The organism is Mucilaginibacter sp. P5_A6 (assembly GCF_056400585.1).
Map to the genome: position 1 here is coordinate 1 of NZ_JBFUKZ010000005.1, position 22228 is coordinate 22228.

Consider the following 22228-nt stretch of genomic DNA (forward strand, 5'->3'; position numbering starts at 1 on the left):
CAATAGTGCAAATGTTATTTAACACCCGGCCGATTATGTTTAATTAATTTGTAAAAAGGTTATGGGATAAGCAATTAAAAATAAAGCGAAGTCAATTTTTAGTTCACTTTGCGGCATGCCCGGTTAAAATAAAAAATACCTTTAAATTAAACTCCGGGGAGTAATTTTGCCGCTTGAATTGCTTATGTTTTAAAAATTTAAGGATATGTAGTTTTTATCTCACTACCTTTGAAAAAATAATGTTAATTCTGCTGAATTAAAATAAAACGAAATACACATTCGTTGGTTTACAATTCAGTTTAAAACTGAATAAAAGCTTATAATGATAAAACTATTTGTTGGGGGGTTCCCTTTAGATATGACCGAGCTCGATCTTGTTAAGATGATCAATTTACATGGTGAGGTAGTTACCATTAAAATTGTGCGAGATAAAAAAACAAGGATCTGCAAGGGCTACGCCTTCCTGGAAATGAAAGACCGTGAAGGGGCGGAAAACGCTGTTAATGCATTGGACGGCACTCCAATTGCAGACAGGATTTTAAATGTTAAAATTAATGAAGAAACACCCGTAAAGCCGGTAGCGCCTAAAAGGTTTTTTGGTAATAGTAATAATAACAACTTTAAAAAGCCTGCCGAAACCGTAAGAAACAAAAGGCCAAGGAGAACAACTTAATAATTAAATTAGATTGTAAGCTATTGCGGCATTTTAATTACCCTCAACATCTGAATCAGAAATATATAGCATGATGAATAAGGGTGTTACTAATGTATACGTGCAAATTATTTAGCAACTCCCAATCTCCATAAATGCAATGCCCCTGCCTCATTTTGCGATGTAAATGAAGCAGGGCTACGACCCTTAATTCTGGTTCTTATTGTGCTAACGGTTCTGTAGGTAACATTGTGTATTAATTTCAACAATTAATCCGCCACATTGTCAATAACACACTGATTGTCAGTGTGAATTAAAACAAAAAAAAATGTATAATCAGTTTACATTTTTTGTTGAATTTAACCAATTACTCTCCTAAACAACCGATTACAAGCTCTGGCCGGCAAAACGGCATTTTGATTGTGACAATTCCCTTTTTAGTCATTAGGGAATATGCGAAGGTATACTGTTGTCACAACATACTTTTTTATTAAGTTAGCCTTCTTTGCAATAATTTGTTGCAAACCCTTCGTGGCATGTTCTCAATCTTCCAAGCCAGGTTCAATTGAATATTTAAAATTTTGTAATGGGCTTAAAAAGATTACTTTAGGAACTGATATATTTAATATTCCGGCTTACAAGTTATCATATCTTGATGGAGACAACAGCCTCGATGCTGATAGCTGTTTAAAATATGTGTATGATGATGACAACCTGTTAGCTCTTGGTGATGGTATAAAACTCGACCTCATTGGTATCCGTACTTACAAAGGTAAGATCCTTAATATCTACTTGTTTTTCAAAAGAAATGTTGCTTATAAAATATTAGATAATTTTATTAAATCCTATGGTCAGTTTACTGGCAGGCCCGATAATTACAGCGATATTTATAATTGGGATTCAAGCCGGGTCAGTTTGTCCTTACAATTTGAATGTAAGGTTGAACTGGGTATAGCCGTTTTTACCTGCAACGAGTTAAAGAATAAAATAGAAATAGAAAAGCAAAATTCTTTAGTAAGGGAAGGCTACCAGACGCTATCTTTATCTGGTTTTCTGTTTTAACAATTAAGCTTTCACATCCTATTAATAGCAATTTAACATTCCCTAAAACTTTTAACTGTATTTATTGTCCMCTATCTGAACCGTTTTTTCATTTCGGATACTATGACAATCAAAAACAATCAGCCTGAAAATAAAACCGCCAAAGAAGAACTTTCCTATATTCAAAAAGTATGGCATACCGTAGCTATTGTTGCACTTTTGGTTGTTGTGATCCTGATTGCACGTGTTGCCTTTAATGTATTATTGATGGTGCTTGCCGGAATCCTGATCTCTGTTTATTTTCACGGGTTTGGTGACCTGATTCAACGGAAAACAAATTGGGAACGCCGCATTTGCATGGCAATTTCCATAGGTGGCACCTTTGCAATATTAGCAGTGCTTTTTTGGATCATGGGCACTAAGATCTCAAACCAGGTGGCTATTTTAAGCGATACACTCCCCCATACTATCAGCAACGCTAAAATAAAAATGGCAGAAACATCAATAGGCAAAAAGATCCTGGAATACCTTTCAGATGATAATTCAGATGCATTAATGACTACAGCAAAATCGTTCTTCAATACAAGTTTTGGTGTTTTGGGCAATCTTTACATCATTTTGTTCCTCGCTATATTTTTCACCTCCAATCCTAATTTATATAAAGATGGTTTAATAAAGCTGGTACCAGATAGTAGGAAACCCCTTGCTCACCAGGTAATTGACCGCATCAGCTACGCCCTTAAAGGCTGGTTAAAAGGGATGATGTTAGCCATGATACTGGTTTTTATTTTGCTTTCCATAGGTTTAGGCATCATGAGCATCCCGGTAGCTCTTGTTCTTGCCCTGCTTACTGCGTTACTCAAGCTCATTCCAAACTTTGGTTCACTGGCGGCCATGATCCCCGGAGTGTTACTTGCTTTAACCATAAGTACAAATACAGCAATTATTGTGGCCTTAATTTACATTGTAACGCAAACCGTTGTAAGTAATATTGTAACCCCAATAATTCAGAATAAAATGATTAATCTTCCGCCTGCTTTAACCATACTTGCACAGGTACTTATGGGTACTTTATCGGGGGTTTTAGGCATTATCCTGGCAGTGCCATTACTGGCTATTGTTATGATTTTAGTTGATGAGTTATATGTGAAGAAGATGAACGACACCGGCATTGTATAAAACATTACCCAACAAAAAGATCCCGGACCATTGTCCGGGATCTCCTATATTATCCAACCGTAAATTTAAATTATACGCCCAGATCCTTCATAATAGAATCAATTTTAGCTTCCAGTTGCTTATCGGTTTCGGCATAAGCGACTTTATTAGCCAGCTTACCGTTAACACTGCAATAGAACTTAATCTTAGGTTCTGTACCAGATGGACGGGCAGAAATGATACTTCCATCCGCGGTAATAAACTGCAGAACATCCGATGTTGGCAATTCAATAGCCGATGTGGTATTGGTGTTGAGGTCGGTTTCAATCCTGTTTTCGTAGTCTTTCAAAGTAATAACCTTTGAACCGCCCAACGTAGCTGGCGGATTATTCCTGAACTTTTCCATCATAGCCTTAATCTCTTCGGCGCCGGTTTTACCCTTTTTGGTGATCGAGATCAGTTTTTCCTTGTAAAAACCATATTGAACATATGTATCTAACAATGCTTCAAACAGGCTGCTGCCTTTATCTTTATAATAAGCGGTCATTTCGGCAATAAAAGCGCATGATATTATCGCGTCTTTATCCCTTACCAGTTCGCCAATTAAATAACCGTAGCTTTCTTCACCACCACCAATAAAGGTTTGTTTACCTTCAAACTTAGTCATTAACTCACCTATGTATTTAAAACCGGTTAAGGTATTATAATAGGTTACGTTTTTGGCTTTGGCTATTTCTTCAATCAGGTTTGAAGTTACAATGGTTTTAACAATGTATTCTTTACCTGTAAGCTTACCTTTTTCTTCCCAGGCGCTTAGCAGGTAATTAATAAGCATACTGCCGGTTTGGTTACCGTTTAGCAGGATGAATTCATTATCGGTATTTTTTACGGCGATACCCACACGGTCGGCATCAGGATCAGTTGCCAGTACCAGGTCGGCATCAACTTCCTGCGCCTTTTTAAGCGCAAGTGTTAAAGCTTCCTTTTCTTCGGGATTTGGATAAATTACTGTAGGAAAGTTTCCATCGGGTGTGATTTGCTCATTAACCAATATTACATTTTCAAACCCAAAACGCTCCAACGCCTGTGGCACCAAAGTAATACCGGTACCGTGGATGGGCGAATAAACAATTTTAAGATCCTTTTGGCGCTGTATAGCTTCTGGTGACACAGAAAGCTTCGTGATCTCGTCTAAATAAAGTTTATCTATCTCCTCGCCTATTTCTTCAATATTGGCATCAACACGATTAAATTTGATTTCATCAATGCTGGCAATTTTAGCAACCTCGTCCATTACAGCCTTATCATGCGGCGATACAAACTGGCCGCCATCAGCACCATAAGCTTTGTACCCGTTATACTCTTTAGGGTTATGAGAGGCAGTTAACATTACCCCGCTTTTACAACCAAAATGGCGTACAGCAAAAGAAAGTTCAGGTGTTGGGCGCAGCGCCTTAAAGAAATAAACATGAATATCATTTGCCGAAAAAACTTCGGCAGTTATATTCGAGAACAGATCGGCATTGTTGCGGCTATCGTGGGCAATGGCTACTTTAACTTTTTCGCCCGGATATGTTTTTTTAAGGTAATTGGCTAAGCCCTGCGTAGCAGCGCCAATGGTGTATTTATTGATACGGTTTGAGCCCGGTCCCATTGTTCCGCGCAAACCGCCGGTTCCAAACTCCAGGTCGCGGTAAAACGAATCTGTTAACTCGGTATACGCCTTTTGATCAAGTAACGCCTGGATTTCCTGTTTAACATCAGCGTCATAATTTCCCTGAAGCCAGGTATTCACTTTTTGAAGAATAGATGGGTCTAAGTCCTGCATTTTTTAAATAGATTATGGGTAAACATGTAGTGTAACAAATATGATAATAAAATGTGTGTTTAAAAGTGAGATCAAAAAATCTATTGCATTTAAAGCACCGGCATTATTTAACCTGGCTAAATGTAAGATTTTCTTCAATTATCTGTCATTATAAAAAATCACCTTCTTGTTATTTTTTTAATAAATTTCATTCCTGCTGTTTGTAAGTCAAATGTCATCATCAGAAAAAACAAAATATTTATTTTGGAATGATCGTTTCAGTATTGTTATATTTGGTCTGTCAAACAAAAACAACAACAATAAAAAATAAAACAATGAGTAATTTAACAAACAAAGTTGCCGTAGTTACAGGTGGTAATAGCGGCATTGGATATGCAACTGCCAAAGAATTAGCATCAAAAGGTGCCCGCGTGGTTATTACCGGCAGGAACGCCGCAACAGTAGGCAAAGCAGCGGCAGAACTTGGTGTAACCGGCATCGTATCTGATCAGGCAAAATTAGATCAGATTGATAATCTTGTAGCCGAAGTTAAAGATCAGTTTGGTAAAGTGGATATTCTTTTCCTGAATGCCGGTGTAGCCCTTTTTAGCCCGCTTGCATCAGCAACCGAAGAGCATTATGATACCATGATGAATTTAAATGTTAAAGGTGTTTACTTTACTGTTCAAAAATTCCTGCCCATTATTAATGATGGCGGCTCAATTATATTTAACGCATCGGTAAATGCAGTTTTAGGCGCACCGGATAGTAGTGTATATGCAGCAAGTAAAGCAGCCCTCCTGTCGTTCACCAAAGTATTTGCCCGTGAGCTTGCTTCCCGCAAAATACGTGTTAATTCTGTATCTCCGGGTCCGGTTGAAACCCCGCTATATGGTAAACTTGGTTTAACTGAAGAAGAAGTTAACGGATTTGGTACAGTATTGAGCCAAAGGGTACTATTAAACCGTTTTGGTAAATCAGAAGAAATAGCCAACGCAGTAAGATTCTTAGCCTCAGACGATGCATCATTTATTACCGGTACCGAACTTACAGTTGATGGCGGTTTAACCGTAAACGCTATTATATATTAATCAGGCAGCTTAATAAAGCTTTAGTTTTTTACACCTATTTGGAACGATTGTTTCAAATAGGTAATTTTGCATAGGAGGAATTTATTATGCCCAGGAAAAAAGAATTTGATGAAGATAAGTTGCTCGATAAAGCGGTTAATTTATTTTGGGATAAAGGCTATCATGCCACATCCGCGCAGGATCTGGTAGACGGGTTGGGCATAAACCGTTCAAGCCTTTACAATACTTATACCGATAAAAAAACGCTTTTTACAAAATCATTAAGGCAATACCAGTCAAAAAATACAAATGCAGTACTTTCAATGCTGAAAAATGCCGGTAATGCCGAAGAAGCAATAACACAGCTCCTGCATGCTGTTATTAAGGAAAGCGAAGAAGACACACTTGCAAAGGGCTGCTTTATGGTGAATACTGCTGTTGAGCTATCCAGCCACGATAAAGAGATTGGTGATTTGGTGAATAAGAATAACCTGAGCGTGGAAGATGCCCTAACCCAAATAATAGAAAAAGGCCAGCACGACGGACAATTTAAAACAACAACTAATTCAAGGGCCCTGGCAAGGTTTATTTTTAGCACCATCGGCGGTCTACGAGTGTCGGCACGGGCGGGAGCCGGCAGGGAGGTATTGGAAGATATTGTGACGGTGGCTTTGTCTGCCTTACATTAAGTTTGATGAATTGGCGATTAGCTTTTAGCCTTCCGCATTAAGCCTTTAGCTTTTATATTACCTTTGCAGCCGATGGACTATTTTAAAAAGCTGCTCGATCTGCTGAACAAAGAAAAAGAAGAAGATCGCAGTGCTTACCTCAAACTAACAGAAAATACCTCGGCAGCCGATCGCCGTGCGCAGGGCCTTAGCTGGTACCCTATTGCTATCAGAAATACTGAGCCTGGCCGGGGCGATTATATTAGTGTAGAAGCAGAACGTACCACACACCAGGATCTATCGCATCAGCTTAGGTTTGGTGTGCCGGCTGCTTTATTTTCTAACCACGATCCTAAAAAAGACCGCGTAGAAGGCATCATAACTTACCAGGCAGGTAACAGGCTCAAGATCACTTTATATGTTGATGAGCTGCCCGACTGGAGTCGTGATGGCAAACTCGGTATCGACCTGTTATTTGATAACAACAGTTATGATGAAATGCTGAAAGCCATTAAACAGGCATCAGCATTAAACGAAAAACCGAAAGAAGGCAGGTTGGTGAATATACTTACCGGCAAAGTTCCTGCTGCTTTTGCCCCGGTTAATATACCTGTTCCTATATCCCGTTTAAACGTTTCACAGTTAGCTGCCGTAAATAAAATTGTTGCGGCGCAGGATCTGGCTATTGTTCACGGTCCCCCGGGCACGGGTAAAACAACAACATTGGTTCAGGCTATCAACGTATTGGTAAAACAAACCCAAAAACAAATACTGGTAGTTGCAGCAAGCAATACCGCCGTTGACCTGTTGAGCGAAAAACTTGCAGATGAAGGCCTGAACGTTTTAAGAATAGGCAACCCAAACCGTGTTTCAGAAAAACTGGTAGCCTTAACCCTCGATAGCAAAATGACCGGGCACGCGGACAATAAATTGATCCGCACCCTGAAAAAGCAGGCCGGTGCATACAAGGATATGGCGCATAAATACAAGCGCAGTTTTGGCAAAGCGGAGCGCGATCAGCGCAAGGCGTTGTTTAACGAGGCCCATAAGATCATGAAGGACGTAGCCCTTACCGAGCAGCATATTATTGATGACCTGGTGAGCAAAGCGCAGGTGATCACCGCTACGCTGGTTGGCTCCAATCATTATACCATTCGCGATGTGAAATTTGATACCGTTGTGATAGATGAGGCCGGCCAGGCCCTTGAGCCAGCCTGTTGGATCCCGATCCTGAAAGCTCAAAAGGTAATATTAGCAGGCGACCATTTACAGCTTCCCCCTACTATTAAATCACCCGAGGCTGCGAGGGCAGGCTTAAGTACTACCTTGCTCGAAAAATGTGTGGTCCATCATCCCGAAGCTGTGGTTTTATTAGATGAGCAATACCGCATGAACGAGGCTATTATGGGCTTTTCATCAAGAGAGTTTTATGAGGATAAGTTAAAAGCGCATGCTTCGGTAGCTAACCGTTTACTTTTTAATGGCGATTTGCCGGTTACGTTTATTGATACGGCCGGCGCCGGTTTTGAAGAACAGCAGGCAGGTACCAGCACTTTTAATCCCGATGAAGCTGCATTGCTGTTAAAACATTTAAACAGGCTGGTAACAGCAATCGATCCGACAGAAAAGTTCCCGTCTATAGCCATCATATCTCCTTATAAAGAACAGATCAGGGTGTTGAACGATCAATTGCTGAATAACCCGGATTTATTACCTTACATAGAAAACATCTCGGTAAACACCATCGATAGTTTCCAAGGACAGGAACGGGACGTGGTTTACATCAGTCTTACGCGCAGCAATGCCGGGGGCGAGATCGGTTTCTTATCGGATATCCGCAGGATGAATGTGGCTATGACCAGGGCCCGCAAAAAGCTGGTTGTTATTGGCGATAGCGCGACTCTTACCAGGTTGAAATTTTACGCCGATTTTATTGATCATGCCGAAAAACTGGGTGGGTATCAAAGCGTCTGGGAATATGCGGAGGATTAAAAAATGTCGCATATCGCCCTCAGGTAGTCGCTTAAACACATCTTCAATATTAATTACGATCAGTATTTTTACAAAAAACAATACAAACTGCCGTTATTTCAAATAGCCTGGTGGCAATAGTGTTGTAAGTAAAATTAACCAAGAAATATGATCAAAATTGGCCGCCCTAATATTGAGGATGCACCTTCATGGTATCCATATTTTTTTAATTTAGTTAAAGGCGATGACCTGATCGGGGCTTTGCAAAGCAATAAGCAGCAAATGCTCGACCTGATCAACTCGATCCCGCCATTGGCAGAAAACCATAGATACGCCGAAGATAAATGGACAGTGAAACAGGTTTTCATTCACCTTGCCGATGATGAGCGATATTTTGCCTACAAGGCTTTTTGTTGTTCAAGGCAGGTAGATGTATACCTGGAAGTTCCGCAGGGCAAAGATTACAACAGAGACTTTAATGCAGCCAACCGAACATTAAATGATATAGCCGAAGAATTAATAACGGTTAGGGAAGCTACTATCAGCCTTTTTAAGCACATGACCGATGCGATGCTGGATTTCAAATTCAGCGGAGCGCCGGTTTATACAGCAAGAAGTTTAGGTTGGATGGCGGTTGGGCATAATATCCACCATTGCAATCTTTTAAGGGAAAAGTATCTCGGATAAGATCAGCAATATCAAATATGAAAGGTTTTAAATGGGATAGCCACCGGCTATCCCATTTATCTTATAATGTTTTATTTAAACCGCGTCTGATAATGAGCTAAATGTAAAATCCCTGATCTTTAGTGGTGGTATCAGGTAGCTGCGGTAACTTTCCACACTGATGCTGCGTTCCTGTTTACCAAGGGCTTCCAGGTTGTTCAGCATGATTACCGGGCTTTCGTTAAAGCGGAAGTTTTTAACCGGGAACTTGATCTTACCATTCTCGATATAAAACGTACCATCGCGGGTAAGCCCTGTTAACAGTAACGACTGTGGATCAACCATACGGATATACCACAGGCGCGAAACCAATATTCCTCTTTCGGTGCTTTTGATCAGGTCCTCAATACTGGCCTCGCCGCCATCCATAATGATATTACCAGGACCAGGCATTGGTTTTACGCCCTTTTTATCGGCCCAATAACGCGAATAGCTCAGGTTTTTAACTACGCCCTTATCTATCCACATCGTTTTTTCACGTGGCAAACCTTCCCCGCTCCAGGTTGATGAAGGCAGATCAGGATTAAACGGATCGGAGTAAATATTTACTTTTGGGTCAACCAGTTGCTCACCCAACCTGGTACCTCCACCCTTCTTACTTAAAAAGCTGCGCCCTTCCTCGGCGCTTCGGGCATCAAAGCGAAACATGTTCTCCAGCATATAAGTAGCCGCAACCGGTTCCAGTATCACAGTATATTTTCCGGGCTCAATGGCTTTGGCTCCGGATGAACTTAAACATTTGCCGGCCGCAACTTTGGTAGCGGTAAATGTATCCAGCTTATTTACATCTGTAAACCCTTTTGCGGCATAACCCGAAGCAGTACCTGCCTCGTTGCGTGTTGTTACCGAAAAAGTAACATCATTGCCCTTATTATAGGCAAATAAACCCTTTGAATTCATCATCGCATTAAAGCTGGTTGAATTTTCAAGGAAACCAGCCGCGGTAAGTTTAGCTTCTTTGGTAACCGATAGGCTTTTAGCTACCAGTCCGGCACGGCTATCGGGTGTCATCCCGGCTGTATTTGCATTGTAAGTAACAGAATCCGGAAAATCATGCGGACCCAACATCGGCATGTATTCCGGGTTAGCAGGTGCTAACTGTGCAAGTTCTTCCGACCGGCGCACTACTCTTTCCAGCGCGGCATCATCAAACTCATCAATGGTAGTAGTACCTGCTTTTTTCCCAAAAACAGACGTTACAGATAGCCCGATAGTACTGATATCGCCTGCAGTAGATACAGCGTTTAACGCATAACGAATATTACCACCTTCGCTTCCATTTACACTCACCTCGCACTCTTCGGCTTTTGAATAGGCAAGCACTTTCTTTAATAAAGCCTGTGCTTCTTCTTTATTTAATATTGGCATAATTCAGTTATCCGATCTTTCTTTTAGTGTTGATTACATTAACTCCCTTAAACAGCGCGGTTGAAGCGCCATGCGATACCGCGCTTGATTGCGCCGGCTGACCTTTACCATCATTAAAAGCACCCCCTAAACGATAATCCCGCTCGTCGCAAACTTGAGCACAAGAGTTCCAGAATTCCTGTGTATTGGCCTGGTAAGCCACATCATTAAGCATCCCCGCTATTTTACCATCTTTTATCTCGTAAAATAGTTGACCTCCAAACTGGAAGTTATAACGCTGCTGATCGATAGAGAAAGAACCATCGCCTATGATGTAAACGCCTTTTTCCACGTTTTTGATCATTTCGTCGACACTTAGCGGAGTTTTCCCTGGYTGCAGGGAAACATTTGGCATGCGTTGAAATTGCACATCCTGCCAGCTTTGGGAGTAACAACATCCCTGGGATTCATTTAAACCTATAATATGCGCCTGGTCGCGGATGGCCTGGTAATTTACCAGCACACCATCTTTAATGATATCCCATTTTTTACATTTAACGCCTTCATCATCATAACCTACCGCACCTAAGGAGCCTACCTGTGTTTTATCACCGACAATATTTACGGCCTTGCTTCCGAAGTTAAACTTGCCCGATTTCCATTTATCCAATGTAAGGAAGCTGGTGCCGGCAAAATTAGCCTCGTAACCTAAAACACGGTCAAGTTCGGTTGGGTGGCCAACAGATTCGTGAATAGTTAACCACAAGTGCGATGGGTCAAGTACCAGATCGTATTTGCCCGGCTCTACCGATTTTGCCTTCAGCTTATCGCCAGCCTGTTTGGTTGCAAATTTCATATCCTCAATCATATCATAGCGCTTTTTGTATCGGGTGGTAATGCCCAAAACTTTTTCGCTATCCAACGGATCAAGGTACTCGTAACCCATACCAACCGGTGAGCTTAGGGATCTGCGGGTTTCAAATGATCCGGCTGTTGGATCTATTTTGGTAACATTAAAACTTGGATAAAGCCTGTGCACATCCTGGTCGATATAAGAACCATCCGTTGATGCAAAATACTTTTGCTCATTAACCGCAAACATGATGGAGTTTACAAAATTGGCCCCACCAGCCATAGCCACACCGTTGGCGTTTAATAACAGATCAACCTTTTCTTTAATAGGTACTTCAAAAGCATTCTTTGTTAACGGAGTTTTCCAGCTTACTTCTCCATAGCCTTTTTGTGGAGCAAGCTGTACCGGCGCGCCGCCAATCTTAGCATTTGCCTTTGCTACCGCCACTGCTTTTAAAGCGGTTTTAGCCATGCCTTCTTTGGTTACATCGTTAGTAGCGGCAAAGCCCCAGCATCCGTTTGCAATAACCCGGATGCCTATGCCATACGATTCGGTATTGGCCACGTTGATAACCTTGTTTTCGCGGGTAACCACAAACTGGTTAAGGTAACGGCCAATACGCACATCGGCATACGTTGCCCCGTTTGATTTGGCAGCGTTTAAAGCTACATCTGCAAGTTCTTTTTTGATCTTTACATCAACGCCTTCCAGCGCCTGCGAAGGATCAATCGTTTTACCAAGTGCATTTATACCGGGCAGTACTAACGCACTTGCACCCATGCCCGTTAAATAAATAAAGTCACGTCTTCTCAAAGTATATTCCTCCTTTTTAGTAGTTGTATTCTATAGCTACAGAAACTTAGCCTCTACCCACAAAAACACACAGGCTATTATTAGCAAAACATAAAAATATATTTTACTTACAGCAATAGTGGCTTTTTCATGTATCTGTTTCGTTACATTAGTATTAATCCCGTTTTGAACAGTGTATGCCTTTGTATCAGCTTGCTTTTTCATCGCCCGGATGCTCTTCCATTCGCCACTTTTAAATACATAAAACCAATTTAAAAGCCCGTTAACCTGCTTTGCCGACTGCCAGCCTGGACTTTTAGGCCAATAAGTAGTTTTCCATTGAAAGGGTATCAGATCATTTTGTTGCGGAGCTACTACGGCCTCACCTATTTTAATTGCCGACGGATTTACCGCGCTTTCCACTTGCAACTGAACAGGGTTTGATAGCGAAGGTATTGCCGATAGTACATTCCAGTTTTCGGTTACAGGAGTTTTTCGCGCAGCTTTAATAATCAATAACGACCATAAGTTTGAATAATCAGTTTTATTGCCATTCAGCATCCAGCTAAATGTGTTATTTAAAGGTGTAAATACAAGTTTCCCGGCACCGGCTAATGTACTTCCCGCTAAAATATGACCATGTTCATCGCTTACTAAGGGCTGCGTATTGTTTTGATTATCAAGGTAAATTAAACCAGCACTTAATTTGGCAGATTTTTTGGGGTTACCTTGCAACATAATGGATACCGGCATAGGATCTTTTACAGCTAACCTATCTGAAGGAAAATCACGCTGTAGCCACGAATTTGAACGTAAAGTACTATCGGCCCTAACAATTACGCCCAAACCATTTTGGGTTACTTCGTGCTGCAACGCAACGGTCTCTGCACCACTTAACGTCTTTAATACCGATAGATCGCCTATCATTACATCAAACTTATCAAGCACCGAAGCAGAAAGATGATCGAGCGGAAACTGCTCCAGGTTGATAAACTCTTTGTTGAATTTATTTTTGCTGATAGCAGAACGAACCGCAATAGCATGCCCTTGCCCGGCTAACCAGTTTTTTAAAAACCTGGTTTCAAAATCGGGCGATGCGGTTAGCATCAGCACTTTTAAAGGTTTTGCCGGTTCAATTTGCACAGGGATAATTTCCTTTGCAATAGTATCATCCGCTCCTGCAATTGCCAGTAAATTATAGATATTCCTGCCTACATTTTTAGGAATAGTACTTAGATTAAACCCCGCGGTAGCTTCCGCCCCTATAATCACCGAATCTAACCCGGTACTTAAACCTTTCAATATAAGTTTTATCTTTTTTGCTGATGCATTTTTAAAACTTCCCCGGATAGTTAACTCGTCACCAACCCTTAATTTCTCATCCCAACTGATGGCGGTAATCCCCTCATTAATTGGCTCCGGATTAAATATAACCGGCAAATGACCTAATTGCTGCAGATCTTCTTTATTTAAGCCATTGCCTAAAATACGTAATTGAGTTATATTAGAATCATTGGCTAAGTCATCAGCGCTATTTAGCAAAACAGCCCTGCGAATCTCCTTACCTATGCCTTTATCCAAAGTAAAGAGCCCTCCTTTATTATACCTGCTTAAACTATCCGTTTTGAAGCCATCCGTTAGTAAAATAGCTTCAACCCTATCCCGTCTGTTTATATCAGCCTGGTAAGTTAACGGTAACGCAATGCAAGCCAGCGCAACTATTACTACAATAACCGCTGTAATACGTAGAAATAAACGTGCTTTATTAAAACGGGTATACTCCTTCCATACTGCAAAAACTGCCAGTAAAATGCAAATGACGATAACAATGGTGCTCCAGTTCATTTGCAATTAGCGGTTTAAGCGGTTAAGGTTTTTATAATACTGCTGCGATAAACCCATATCTACAGTGCCTTGTGTTGAAACCGGCGTTTTCTGAACCGGTAACAAGGTTTTTTGAATCGCTCTTTCAACCAAAGCTATATCAAACAATTTAACATTTGCCTGTTTGGATAAAATCCGGCGCATAGCATTTAAGGCTGATAAATAAATGCCGGGCTGTGCCGATGCTCTTAAGCTCAGTTGCTGGTTAGCCATGGCCAATATATGCTCATCGATGCTGCTAATTTGCTGTTTAACTTTTAGCTGCTCCAATATTGCCACAGCTTGTTTCAGGTTTCCAAACTGATCTGTTCCCGGTTTAACATTCTGCTTATATAGCGGTTGGTCAATTTTCGACAGATCGCCACTTAGCCGCTTCTCTAATTTTAGTGGCGGGGGATTGTAGGAAGTTTTGGCTACATACATTCTTGATTTTTGCTGTAAATCCTTTAGTAAGCGTAAAGCCTTGTACTCAAATGGTAGCGCATCCTGTGGTTTATACAGCCGTAGTTGCAGTTCGGCTTTCCACATTTCGGTTAAGGTTGCTTTTAGTTGTTTTTTTAATTCGGGATCAAAAAACTGGGCATCCTCGGCATTATCGTGCTTATCGGTATACTTATCTAATATAACAGCTGCATTCCCGTAGTTGTTAATATCGCCAACAGGATCGTTCTTCTCATCAGCAGGATTGATATCTGATTCAGATTCTTCACCCAGGAACTTTCCATAACGCAGGCGTAATAGCTTTTGATCTACCCCAAGATCATTACTTCTATTGTTAAACTTTTCGGTAGTAATACTATCCTTGTCTTTCAATAGTTTTTCTGTGTCGAGAATGATCTGCCGCTCACTCCTGAAAAATTCGGGCTTTTGATTTACACCGCTAAGCATACCATCCATACTTAACAATTGAGCAGTATCCTGTATAGATACAGTGTACACATCGGTTCCGCTTTGCTGCCTGCGTGTATCTGTTGCCTGTATGTAAAAGTAAAGCTCATCGCCCGGTTCCATATTTAAAGCCGGCAGACTAACCAGTTTTTGGAGGTTGTATTGGGGTTGATGCGCACTGAAAGAAGTTGAAAAATCAAGCTTATACTCTTTAAACTTAACGGCCTCTCCGCTGCCCTTGGCTACGGTAGCGAAAATAAGGGCATTGCTCACACCATAATCGTCATTTATCGACGCATCTATGTTTACTTTTTGCGCCTCACCTGCATCTATGTAGGTATATTGCTTAGGTGACTTTATCCGGATGACCGGCGGCTGATCTGCTATTACCTGCACCTGGTACAGATCGGAAAGCTTCCCATCCACATTAACCTGGTAAAAACCGGGTTTATTAATTTGCCTTTGGGTTTGCCACCGGGTTTTATCGGCGTTTAAACTTTTTAATGCGATAGCCTCTTTATTATTAAACAAAAGCGCTACCTGCTTTACAGCGATATTAGTTGCTATTCTCCAGTTTACGGCCGCACCGTCTTCCACATTTAAAGTGAATTTATCCTGGCTTCGGTTGGGTTTACCAGTATATTCCGGCGGTTTAATCACCACTTCAACTGCAGATATTTGCGGTAATACATTTTCGGGCGTAGCAGCTATTTCTGATGAAGAACCTTTTTCGGTTATGATGCTGTTTGATTTGGCTGATTTGTTTATTAACCAAGCTATCCCCAAAGCGAAAATCATTAACAATGAAGCAAGTTTGATCCGTTTAAAAAACGAATTGTGCCATTGGGGAATATCTTTTAATCGAATTTCAACCTTTTGTAACTGTAAGGTTTCCAGCATGTTCAATTCGCCAGGCGATTTCAAAACCAGTCCGCAGCTTTCTTCAAGTTCGGGATATTGTTGATCAAGAAAGTTGGCTATGGAAGTGGTTTTGGTTGTCCATGATTTATGGATAAATAGTAAAACCAACAGGCTTACTACAAATATAGGCATTATCCAAAGAATTTGTACCCGCAAAGTATAACTTAGTAAAACAAATACGATTAGCGATATTGCGGCAGCAAAAAGCACATCGGCAAGTAGCTGATAACCAATATACCACCTGCGCATCGTGTTTATTTTATTTATGCCTGTTTGGTTAATCATTCTTTAATACCAGCTTATTTTTATGGACCAACCACCTTTCAACAAAGAATACGGCAACCAGTACCAGCCAGAAATAGTGTGACAAGTCTGTGTGCACAGTTACCTTGTTATTATCTACGCTTTTTGCCGACGAAATTATATCCGGCATAATTTGCCGATGATCTATTTTTGCCAGATTATGCTCATTTACCAATTCATTATCAGCATTATATAAAATTAAATTTAATAATAGCTTCGGAAAACTATCACTCCAAACTAAGTCATTCCAGGCGGGATTGAAGCGGGAATAAAGGTGGTATTGGATTGTTTTTTGACTTTGTTCCAGTGTTAAAATTGGGTTGCCATAACCATCAACCCAAATTGATTGACCGCTTAGCGTTTCATTTTTAACCAGCTTATAAATTGCCGGGGCCTCATCATGCTCTGCTAAAGCAAAACTGCTCATGGTTTTAATAGACGAGGATTCGGTACTTATTTTACCTTGTTGATAATTTAATACATACGCCGATTTCTTCAGGGTATTTGCATCGATAGGTTTACCGGACAACCAAAAAATCCAAGCCTGTTTTGCAGGTATCTGCCCAGGGGCACTATATTGCTTAATAACAATTTTACGTTGGGTAAAATTGGCAACCGCCTGTAAGGCAGCATTTAAATATGATGCATCTTTACTGTATTTGTCATTATAAATAGCTATCCGTAAGGTAGTTGTATCAATTGGCGTAAATTTTTTCGGTGCGCTTTTCAGGCTGATAACCGGATTGCCATGATTAACATCCAAAGTAAACGGAGATTTTGGATCACCTTCTGATTGGATAATATAGCTTGTAAAATAAGTACCTGATGGCCTGGTGTTTCCCTCAACAACTTTGACGGAATTATTATTGGTGAACCAGGCACTTTGAATCCAGGTATCCAACGAATCGGCAGGTATATAAATTTGCCAATGGAGGTTGAGTGATACAGACGGTCTGCTGCCGGTAAAGTGTTTTGCCTGGTTTGGGGTGAACAAATAAACCGGAATAGTTGCAGGCAGCTTTTTGTCTAATTTCGCCACCAGATTCCAGTAACTTTCCCCACCGGGTTTACTATCTAACAAACTATGGTTCAGCGCATTATTTAGTTCAAATTTATCGAAGTTTGTATTAAAAAAATGGAATTCAAAACCAATTTTATATAAAGAATCTAAAGAAATATTGAACTTTGTATAGGTTTCTTTCATATTTTCCCTGGGAATGAGTACCCACCCTTTGGCTTTGGTTAAGGCCTGGTAGCGTTGCCAAAAAGGAGCCGCTAACAAAAACGCCAGGACCACCAAAAACAGGCATCGCAAAATAAATAGCAACACATCATTCAGCTTAAAACTCCGGCTGCTCTTTTGCGCTGCCGCGGTTACCAGGGCGATACTCCCAACCTTTAAAGTTTTTCCCGGCCTTATATTCCACAGGTGTATCACTACCGGGATACTTATCGCGGCAATAGCAAACAACCATATGGGATTTAAAAACTGCATTTATAAAATGAGTAATACTTTATAGCTTTATGACCTTATAGCGATGGGTTTAAAACCCATCGCTATAAGGTCATAATTTAAAATTTGCTTTTATTTCGTTGTGTTAAAAAATCGCGCAGGGCTTCGTCCAATGGCTGCGCGGTACTGAGCATCCGGTAATAAACATGCTTACCTAATAATTGCATCCTGATACCCTCTAAATGTGCCTTTAGCTTTTCTTTATACTCAACTTCCTGCTGTGCATTTATTTCGATAGTTTCCCCGGTTTCCAAATCTTCCAGTGTAGCAAATCCTCCAAAATTAAAATCAAGTTCGTTTTGGCCCATCAGGTGAAAAACTACTACCTCATGTTTAAGGGCTGATAATGAATCTAACAATTTACTGATCTCGCCATCCCGCTGATACATATCAGTAATAAACACCAGCAATTCCTTACGACCATCTCCGGCGAATAGTTGCTTATAGTGAATAGCTTGTGTARAAGTACCGGCTGGCTTCACCTGTTGTAAATGATAAAACAGGCGCTGCAAATGCTGCGGATCTGGTTTGGAAGCTAATGAAAACAATCCACCATCCTGGAAGACATATAAACCAACTGAATCACCCTGTAAATTCGACAACCAGGCCAATGACGCAGCCAGGAAACGTGCATAGTCTATTTTTTTGATGCCATTGTCATCATGATTCATGGATGCACTGGCATCTACCAGGAACCTTACCGAAATACTGGTTTCAATTTCTGATTCGCGGATATAATACCTGTCGCTCCGGGCAAACATACGCCAGTCCAGCCAACGCAGATCATCTCCGGGCTGATAACTGCGGTACTGGCTAAATTCCAGTCCGGGCCCTTTCACTTTGCTTTTATTAAAACCATTCATAAAGCCATCAATAACCGTTTTCGCCAGTAATGGCAAATCCTTAATGGTCATTAATACTTTAGGATCAAGCTGCATTTTTTGATTTCGGATATCGGATGTTCGATTTCGGATTTATTAGCCTCACCCAACCCTCTCCAAAGGAGAGGGCTTTAAAAATTTCTTTTGAAGTCTCCCCCTTCAGGGGGAGATTTAGAGGGGGTTCGTTCTTTCCACCACCCTTATCAGCTCCGCCGTAACTTTATCTGATGTTATATTCTCGGCTTCGGCTTTAAAATTCATCAGGATACGGTGCCTTAAAACCGCCGGGGCCATGGCGTGAATATCTTCCATCAAAACCGAATACCTGCCTTTTAACAATGCCCGTGCCTTTGCCGTTAATATCAGTGCCTGCCCTGCCCTTGGGCCTGCGCCCCAGCGCACCCATTCTTTTATATAGTTTACCGTTGTAGTATCGGGGCGCGTAGCGCGGATCAGCTGGCTTACATATTTTACCAGGTCTTCGCTTATGGTTACCTGCCTTACCAAAGCCTGGGCCTGTATAATTTCTTCGGCAGTAATTACAGCTTTAACATCAGCCTTTTTTATACCCGTTGTTCTATTCAACACTTCAAATTCTTCCTGCTCGGTTGGGTAGCCAATTTTTATCAGCAATAAAAAACGGTCTAACTGGGCTTCCGGCAAGGGGTAAGTGCCCGCCTGCTCAATAGGATTTTGAGTTGCAAGAATAAAAAATGGTTTATCTAAGGGGTAAGTTTGCCCGCCATAGGTTACTTCAAACTCCTGCATGGCTTCTAACAAAGCAGCCTGCGTTTTGGGTGGGGTACGGTTAATTTCATCGGCCAGTATAATATTGGCAAACAGCGGTCCTTTATTAAATTTAAAGAAGCGTTTGCCGGTAGCATGGTCTTCTTCCAATATTTCGGTACCTATGATGTCCGTTGGCATCAGATCGGGGGTAAACTGGATCCGCCTGAACGCCAGGTGCAGCGCCTGCGACATGGTTTTTACAATGAGCGTTTTGGCCAGGCCAGGTACACCCTCCAATAAACAATGCCCCCCGGCTAAAAAAGCAACCAGCAGCTCATCCAATATGGCATCCTGCCCTACAATTACCTTTTGTATCTCGCTTTTTAACTGCGGTAACCTGGCAAGCAGAGCTTTTATATTATTTTCGGTCAGTTCCAACTTTTAATACGTATTTAAAGTACTGTCACAATATATTACCCTTTTGAGTAATTACCATTATTTTTTATTAAAAATTAAATAAAGTATCTAAAACTTTACAAGCTAAGCAAACAAAAGTGATTTCAGCATAAAATATTGTACTACTTTTAAGCTTTTTAAACAAAATGGCATTCAGCGGAAAATTTACGTTTACCAGGTTAAGTTACCATTCCGGCGATTGGGATACCGATCAGCGCATGCCATCAAACCTGCTTAACTCTTTGCTGGAGTATACTACCGTCCCCATCGAACAGCAGGAAAAAGTAATCCCACTAAGCAGCGATGATATATTTCAATACCCGTTTTGCTATTTAAGCGGCCATAAACTGGTGCAGTTTGATACAAAGGAAAGGGCCAACTTTAAAAAATATGCAGAGAACGGCGGTTTCATATTTGTTGATGATTGCAACCATGATATTGACGGGCTGTTTGCCAAATCATTCGAGGCGCAAATGGCCGCCCTCTTCGGCCCCGCAGCGTTGAAAAAGATCCCCAATAACCATAAAATATATCACTCCTTCTTCTCTTTTGACAAAGGTCCGCCTACAACAAGCTTTGAGCTTAACGGCTGGGGCGATGACCTTGTGCACGATTATCTTAAAGCTATTGAAATTAATAGTCGTATAGCCGTTTTATACAGCAGTAAAGATTATGGCTGCGAATGGGATTATGATTTCAGGAACAAACGCTTCCTGGCAGAAGATAATACCAAATTCGGGGTGAATATTATTATGTATGCGCTGAATTATTGATACTTATAACCTGCTAAAACTAATGTTGTAAGGAAAATTGGCCGATAATTACCCACTTATTATTTTGAGCCGCAGATGTAATAAATAAATTATATTTTTTATCCTGCATAAAATTCAAACTTGACTCATTATATTTAGGACTTAATACTGACTGACCTTGAAAAGAAAAGATTTCCTATACCTCACCGGAATGGGCATTAGTGCATCCATGCTTAGCAGGATCCCCGTTTTCGGTTCGCCCGTTTTACCCGGACAGGATCTGAGCCCGGTAGACGTGGCATTGAAAAAACGAATGGCTGATGTGGCATTAAATGCGGCCCGATCTAAGGGTGCAACTTATACCGATGTACGCATAGGCCGGTACCTTAACCAGTTTGTAGTTACCCGCGAAAACAAAGTAGAAAATATAGTTGATACCCAATCATACGGAATGGGGATTCGCGTTATTGCCAACGGTTGCTGGGGCTTTGCCGCTACAGACAAGCTGGATAATGACAGCATAGCCAAAGCTACCGAGCTTGCTGTAGCTATAGCTAAGGAGAATGCCCGCATCCAAACGGACCCGGTGCAATTGATAGCCCAAAAAGGCCAGGGAGAAGTAAGTTGGAAAACGCCAATAGAACGCAATGCTTTTGAGGTGCCCATGAAGGAGAAAACCGACCTGCTGCTTTCTGTAAATGACGCAGCCATGAAAGGCGGCGCCAATTACGTAAACTCCATCCTATTTTTGGTTAATGAGCAAAAATACTTTGCCTCTACAGATGGTTCCTACATCGATCAGGACATCCACAGGATCTGGCCAACTTTCGCGGTTACCAAAATAGATTCAAAAACCGGCAAGTTTGAAACCCGCCAGGCGTTAAGCGCACCGCGCGGTATGGGGTATGAGTATTTGATCCCACGCGAGAGCGATAAGATAAAAGGTGTAACCACCTTATACCGTGATCGCTATGATATGATTGAGGATGCACGGGCGGCTGCTACCCAGGCAGAGCAGAAATTGAAAGCAAAATCGGTTGAGGCCGGGAAGTATGATTTGGTGCTTGACCCAAGCCACTTATGGTTAACTATCCACGAATCTGTTGGTCACCCTACCGAGCTCGACCGCGTTTTAGGTTACGAGGCCAACTTTGCAGGTACAAGTTTTCTTACTTTAGATAAATGGCAATCGGGCAAGTTCAATTTCGGCAGTAAAAATGTAAATATTGTTGCCGATAAAACACAACCCGGCTCACTGGGAGCTGTTGGTTATGATGATGAAGGTGTTGAGGCCAAAAAATGGGATGTGATCAAAGATGGCACCCTTGTAAACTACCAGGCCATTCGCGACCAGGCGCATATTATCGGTTTAAAAGAATCGCAGGGATGCTGCTACTCCCAAAGCTGGCAGGATGTACAGTTTCAGCGTATGCCCAATATCTCTTTGCAGCCGGGTAAAACCCCAATGGGTTTAAATGATATGATCAAAAATGTAGAAAAAGGTATTTACATTATTGGCGACAGCTCTTTCTCCATCGATCAACAGCGCTACAACTTCCAGTTTAGCGGCCAGCTTTATTTCGAGATTAAGAACGGTAAAATAGCAGGGATGTTGAATGATGTAGCCTATCAATCAAACACGCAGGAGTTCTGGAATTCATGCGCGGCGGTTTGCGATCAGAAGGATTACCGTTTAGGCGGATCTTTCTTTGATGGTAAGGGTCAGCCTATGCAGGCCAGCGCCGTATCTCATGGTTCATCAACTGCCCTGTTCAAAGGGGTTAACGTTATTAACACAGCAAGAAAAATTTAAAAT

The 22228-nt window shown here is 41.3% G+C and carries 17 protein-coding genes; 9 read left to right on the forward strand and 8 right to left on the reverse strand.

Features of this window, described 5'->3' with window-relative positions; translation table 11 throughout:
- Window positions 1-322: 322 nt before the first annotated feature.
- The 3 genes from AC1DO4_RS06805 to AC1DO4_RS06815 all read left to right on the forward strand — a co-directional run bounded on the left by AC1DO4_RS06805 (window position 323) and on the right by AC1DO4_RS06815 (window position 2872).
- Window positions 323-673 carry an RNA recognition motif domain-containing protein gene (locus AC1DO4_RS06805; RefSeq protein ID WP_477414139.1) on the forward strand — a complete coding sequence of 117 codons (351 nt, stop codon included), beginning with the start codon at window positions 323-325 and terminating at the stop codon, window positions 671-673.
- 510 nt (window positions 674-1183) lie between these two features.
- Complete coding sequence (locus AC1DO4_RS06810; protein WP_477414141.1) at window positions 1184-1714, forward strand: hypothetical protein; 531 nt, start codon at window positions 1184-1186, stop codon at window positions 1712-1714.
- A 102-nt stretch (window positions 1715-1816) separates the two neighbouring features.
- A complete protein-coding gene (locus tag AC1DO4_RS06815; protein WP_477414143.1) occupies window positions 1817-2872 on the forward strand; it encodes an AI-2E family transporter in 1056 nt (351 codons plus the stop codon).
- A gap of 70 nt (window positions 2873-2942) precedes the next feature.
- Here AC1DO4_RS06815 and AC1DO4_RS06820 read toward each other — a convergent pair whose 3' ends face one another.
- On the reverse strand, window positions 2943-4679 hold the full coding sequence (locus AC1DO4_RS06820; RefSeq protein ID WP_477414145.1) for a phospho-sugar mutase: 1737 nt from the start codon (window positions 4677-4679) through the stop codon (window positions 2943-2945).
- A 314-nt stretch (window positions 4680-4993) separates the two neighbouring features.
- Here AC1DO4_RS06820 and AC1DO4_RS06825 point away from each other — a divergent pair, with 314 nt between their 5' ends.
- From AC1DO4_RS06825 to AC1DO4_RS06840, 4 genes are all read left to right on the forward strand, one after another.
- Window positions 4994-5749, forward strand: a complete 756-nt coding sequence (locus AC1DO4_RS06825; RefSeq protein WP_477414147.1) for a glucose 1-dehydrogenase — start codon at window positions 4994-4996, stop codon at window positions 5747-5749.
- Between the two features lie 86 nt (window positions 5750-5835).
- Entirely contained in the window at window positions 5836-6417 is a 582-nt protein-coding gene (locus tag AC1DO4_RS06830) for a TetR/AcrR family transcriptional regulator (RefSeq protein WP_477414149.1), read from the forward strand.
- A 72-nt stretch (window positions 6418-6489) separates the two neighbouring features.
- Window positions 6490-8388, forward strand: coding sequence for an AAA domain-containing protein (locus tag AC1DO4_RS06835; protein WP_477414151.1), 1899 nt, complete (start codon window positions 6490-6492; stop codon window positions 8386-8388).
- Between the two features lie 147 nt (window positions 8389-8535).
- A complete protein-coding gene (locus AC1DO4_RS06840) occupies window positions 8536-9054 on the forward strand; it encodes a DinB family protein (RefSeq protein ID WP_477414153.1) in 519 nt (172 codons plus the stop codon).
- 75 nt (window positions 9055-9129) lie between these two features.
- Here AC1DO4_RS06840 and AC1DO4_RS06845 read toward each other — a convergent pair whose 3' ends face one another.
- The 7 genes from AC1DO4_RS06845 to AC1DO4_RS06875 form a co-directional block, all read right to left on the reverse strand.
- Window positions 9130-10461, reverse strand: coding sequence for a TldD/PmbA family protein (locus AC1DO4_RS06845; protein WP_477414155.1), 1332 nt, complete (start codon window positions 10459-10461; stop codon window positions 9130-9132).
- A gap of 7 nt (window positions 10462-10468) precedes the next feature.
- Window positions 10469-12106, reverse strand: coding sequence for a TldD/PmbA family protein (locus AC1DO4_RS06850; RefSeq protein WP_477414157.1), 1638 nt, complete (start codon window positions 12104-12106; stop codon window positions 10469-10471).
- A gap of 36 nt (window positions 12107-12142) precedes the next feature.
- On the reverse strand, window positions 12143-13930 hold the full coding sequence (locus AC1DO4_RS06855; protein ID WP_477414159.1) for a hypothetical protein: 1788 nt from the start codon (window positions 13928-13930) through the stop codon (window positions 12143-12145).
- Window positions 13931-13936: 6 nt separating this feature from the next.
- The gene (locus tag AC1DO4_RS06860; protein ID WP_477414161.1) at window positions 13937-16063 is read right to left on the reverse strand and encodes a hypothetical protein; all 2127 of its coding nucleotides are present in this window, start codon (window positions 16061-16063) and stop codon (window positions 13937-13939) included.
- A complete protein-coding gene (locus AC1DO4_RS06865) occupies window positions 16056-17576 on the reverse strand; it encodes a BatA domain-containing protein (RefSeq protein WP_477414163.1) in 1521 nt (506 codons plus the stop codon). The genes AC1DO4_RS06860 and AC1DO4_RS06865 overlap by 8 nt, the downstream gene beginning before the upstream one ends.
- Before the next feature lie 77 nt (window positions 17577-17653).
- The gene (locus AC1DO4_RS06870; RefSeq protein ID WP_477414165.1) at window positions 17654-18532 is read right to left on the reverse strand and encodes a DUF58 domain-containing protein; all 879 of its coding nucleotides are present in this window, start codon (window positions 18530-18532) and stop codon (window positions 17654-17656) included.
- Window positions 18533-18646: 114 nt separating this feature from the next.
- Window positions 18647-19642, reverse strand: coding sequence for an AAA family ATPase (locus AC1DO4_RS06875; protein ID WP_477414167.1), 996 nt, complete (start codon window positions 19640-19642; stop codon window positions 18647-18649).
- Between the two features lie 164 nt (window positions 19643-19806).
- Here AC1DO4_RS06875 and AC1DO4_RS06880 point away from each other — a divergent pair, with 164 nt between their 5' ends.
- Both AC1DO4_RS06880 and AC1DO4_RS06885 read left to right on the forward strand, forming a co-directional pair.
- Window positions 19807-20433 carry a DUF4159 domain-containing protein gene (locus tag AC1DO4_RS06880; protein WP_477414169.1) on the forward strand — a complete coding sequence of 209 codons (627 nt, stop codon included), beginning with the start codon at window positions 19807-19809 and terminating at the stop codon, window positions 20431-20433.
- 157 nt (window positions 20434-20590) lie between these two features.
- Window positions 20591-22225, forward strand: coding sequence for a TldD/PmbA family protein (locus AC1DO4_RS06885; protein WP_477414171.1), 1635 nt, complete (start codon window positions 20591-20593; stop codon window positions 22223-22225).
- The last annotated feature ends 3 nt before the right edge of the window (window positions 22226-22228 follow it).

Bases quoted from the DNA above. Each gene is read 5' to 3' on its own strand.
- AC1DO4_RS06830 (WP_477414149.1), top strand. From the start codon at position 5,836: ATGCCCAGGAAAAAAGAATTTGATGAAGATAAGTTGCTCGATAAAGCG.
- AC1DO4_RS06825 (WP_477414147.1), top strand. From the start codon at position 4,994: ATGAGTAATTTAACAAACAAAGTTGCCGTAGTTACAGGTGGTAATAGC.
- AC1DO4_RS06860 (WP_477414161.1), bottom strand. From the start codon at position 16,063: ATGATTAACCAAACAGGCATAAATAAAATAAACACGATGCGCAGGTGG.
- AC1DO4_RS06865 (WP_477414163.1), bottom strand. From the start codon at position 17,576: ATGCAGTTTTTAAATCCCATATGGTTGTTTGCTATTGCCGCGATAAGT.
- AC1DO4_RS06880 (WP_477414169.1), top strand. From the start codon at position 19,807: ATGGCATTCAGCGGAAAATTTACGTTTACCAGGTTAAGTTACCATTCC.
- AC1DO4_RS06805 (WP_477414139.1), top strand. From the start codon at position 323: ATGATAAAACTATTTGTTGGGGGGTTCCCTTTAGATATGACCGAGCTC.
- AC1DO4_RS06840 (WP_477414153.1), top strand. From the start codon at position 8,536: ATGATCAAAATTGGCCGCCCTAATATTGAGGATGCACCTTCATGGTAT.
- AC1DO4_RS06815 (WP_477414143.1), top strand. From the start codon at position 1,817: ATGACAATCAAAAACAATCAGCCTGAAAATAAAACCGCCAAAGAAGAA.
- AC1DO4_RS06845 (WP_477414155.1), bottom strand. From the start codon at position 10,461: ATGCCAATATTAAATAAAGAAGAAGCACAGGCTTTATTAAAGAAAGTG.
- AC1DO4_RS06820 (WP_477414145.1), bottom strand. From the start codon at position 4,679: ATGCAGGACTTAGACCCATCTATTCTTCAAAAAGTGAATACCTGGCTT.
- AC1DO4_RS06855 (WP_477414159.1), bottom strand. From the start codon at position 13,930: ATGAACTGGAGCACCATTGTTATCGTCATTTGCATTTTACTGGCAGTT.
- AC1DO4_RS06835 (WP_477414151.1), top strand. From the start codon at position 6,490: ATGGACTATTTTAAAAAGCTGCTCGATCTGCTGAACAAAGAAAAAGAA.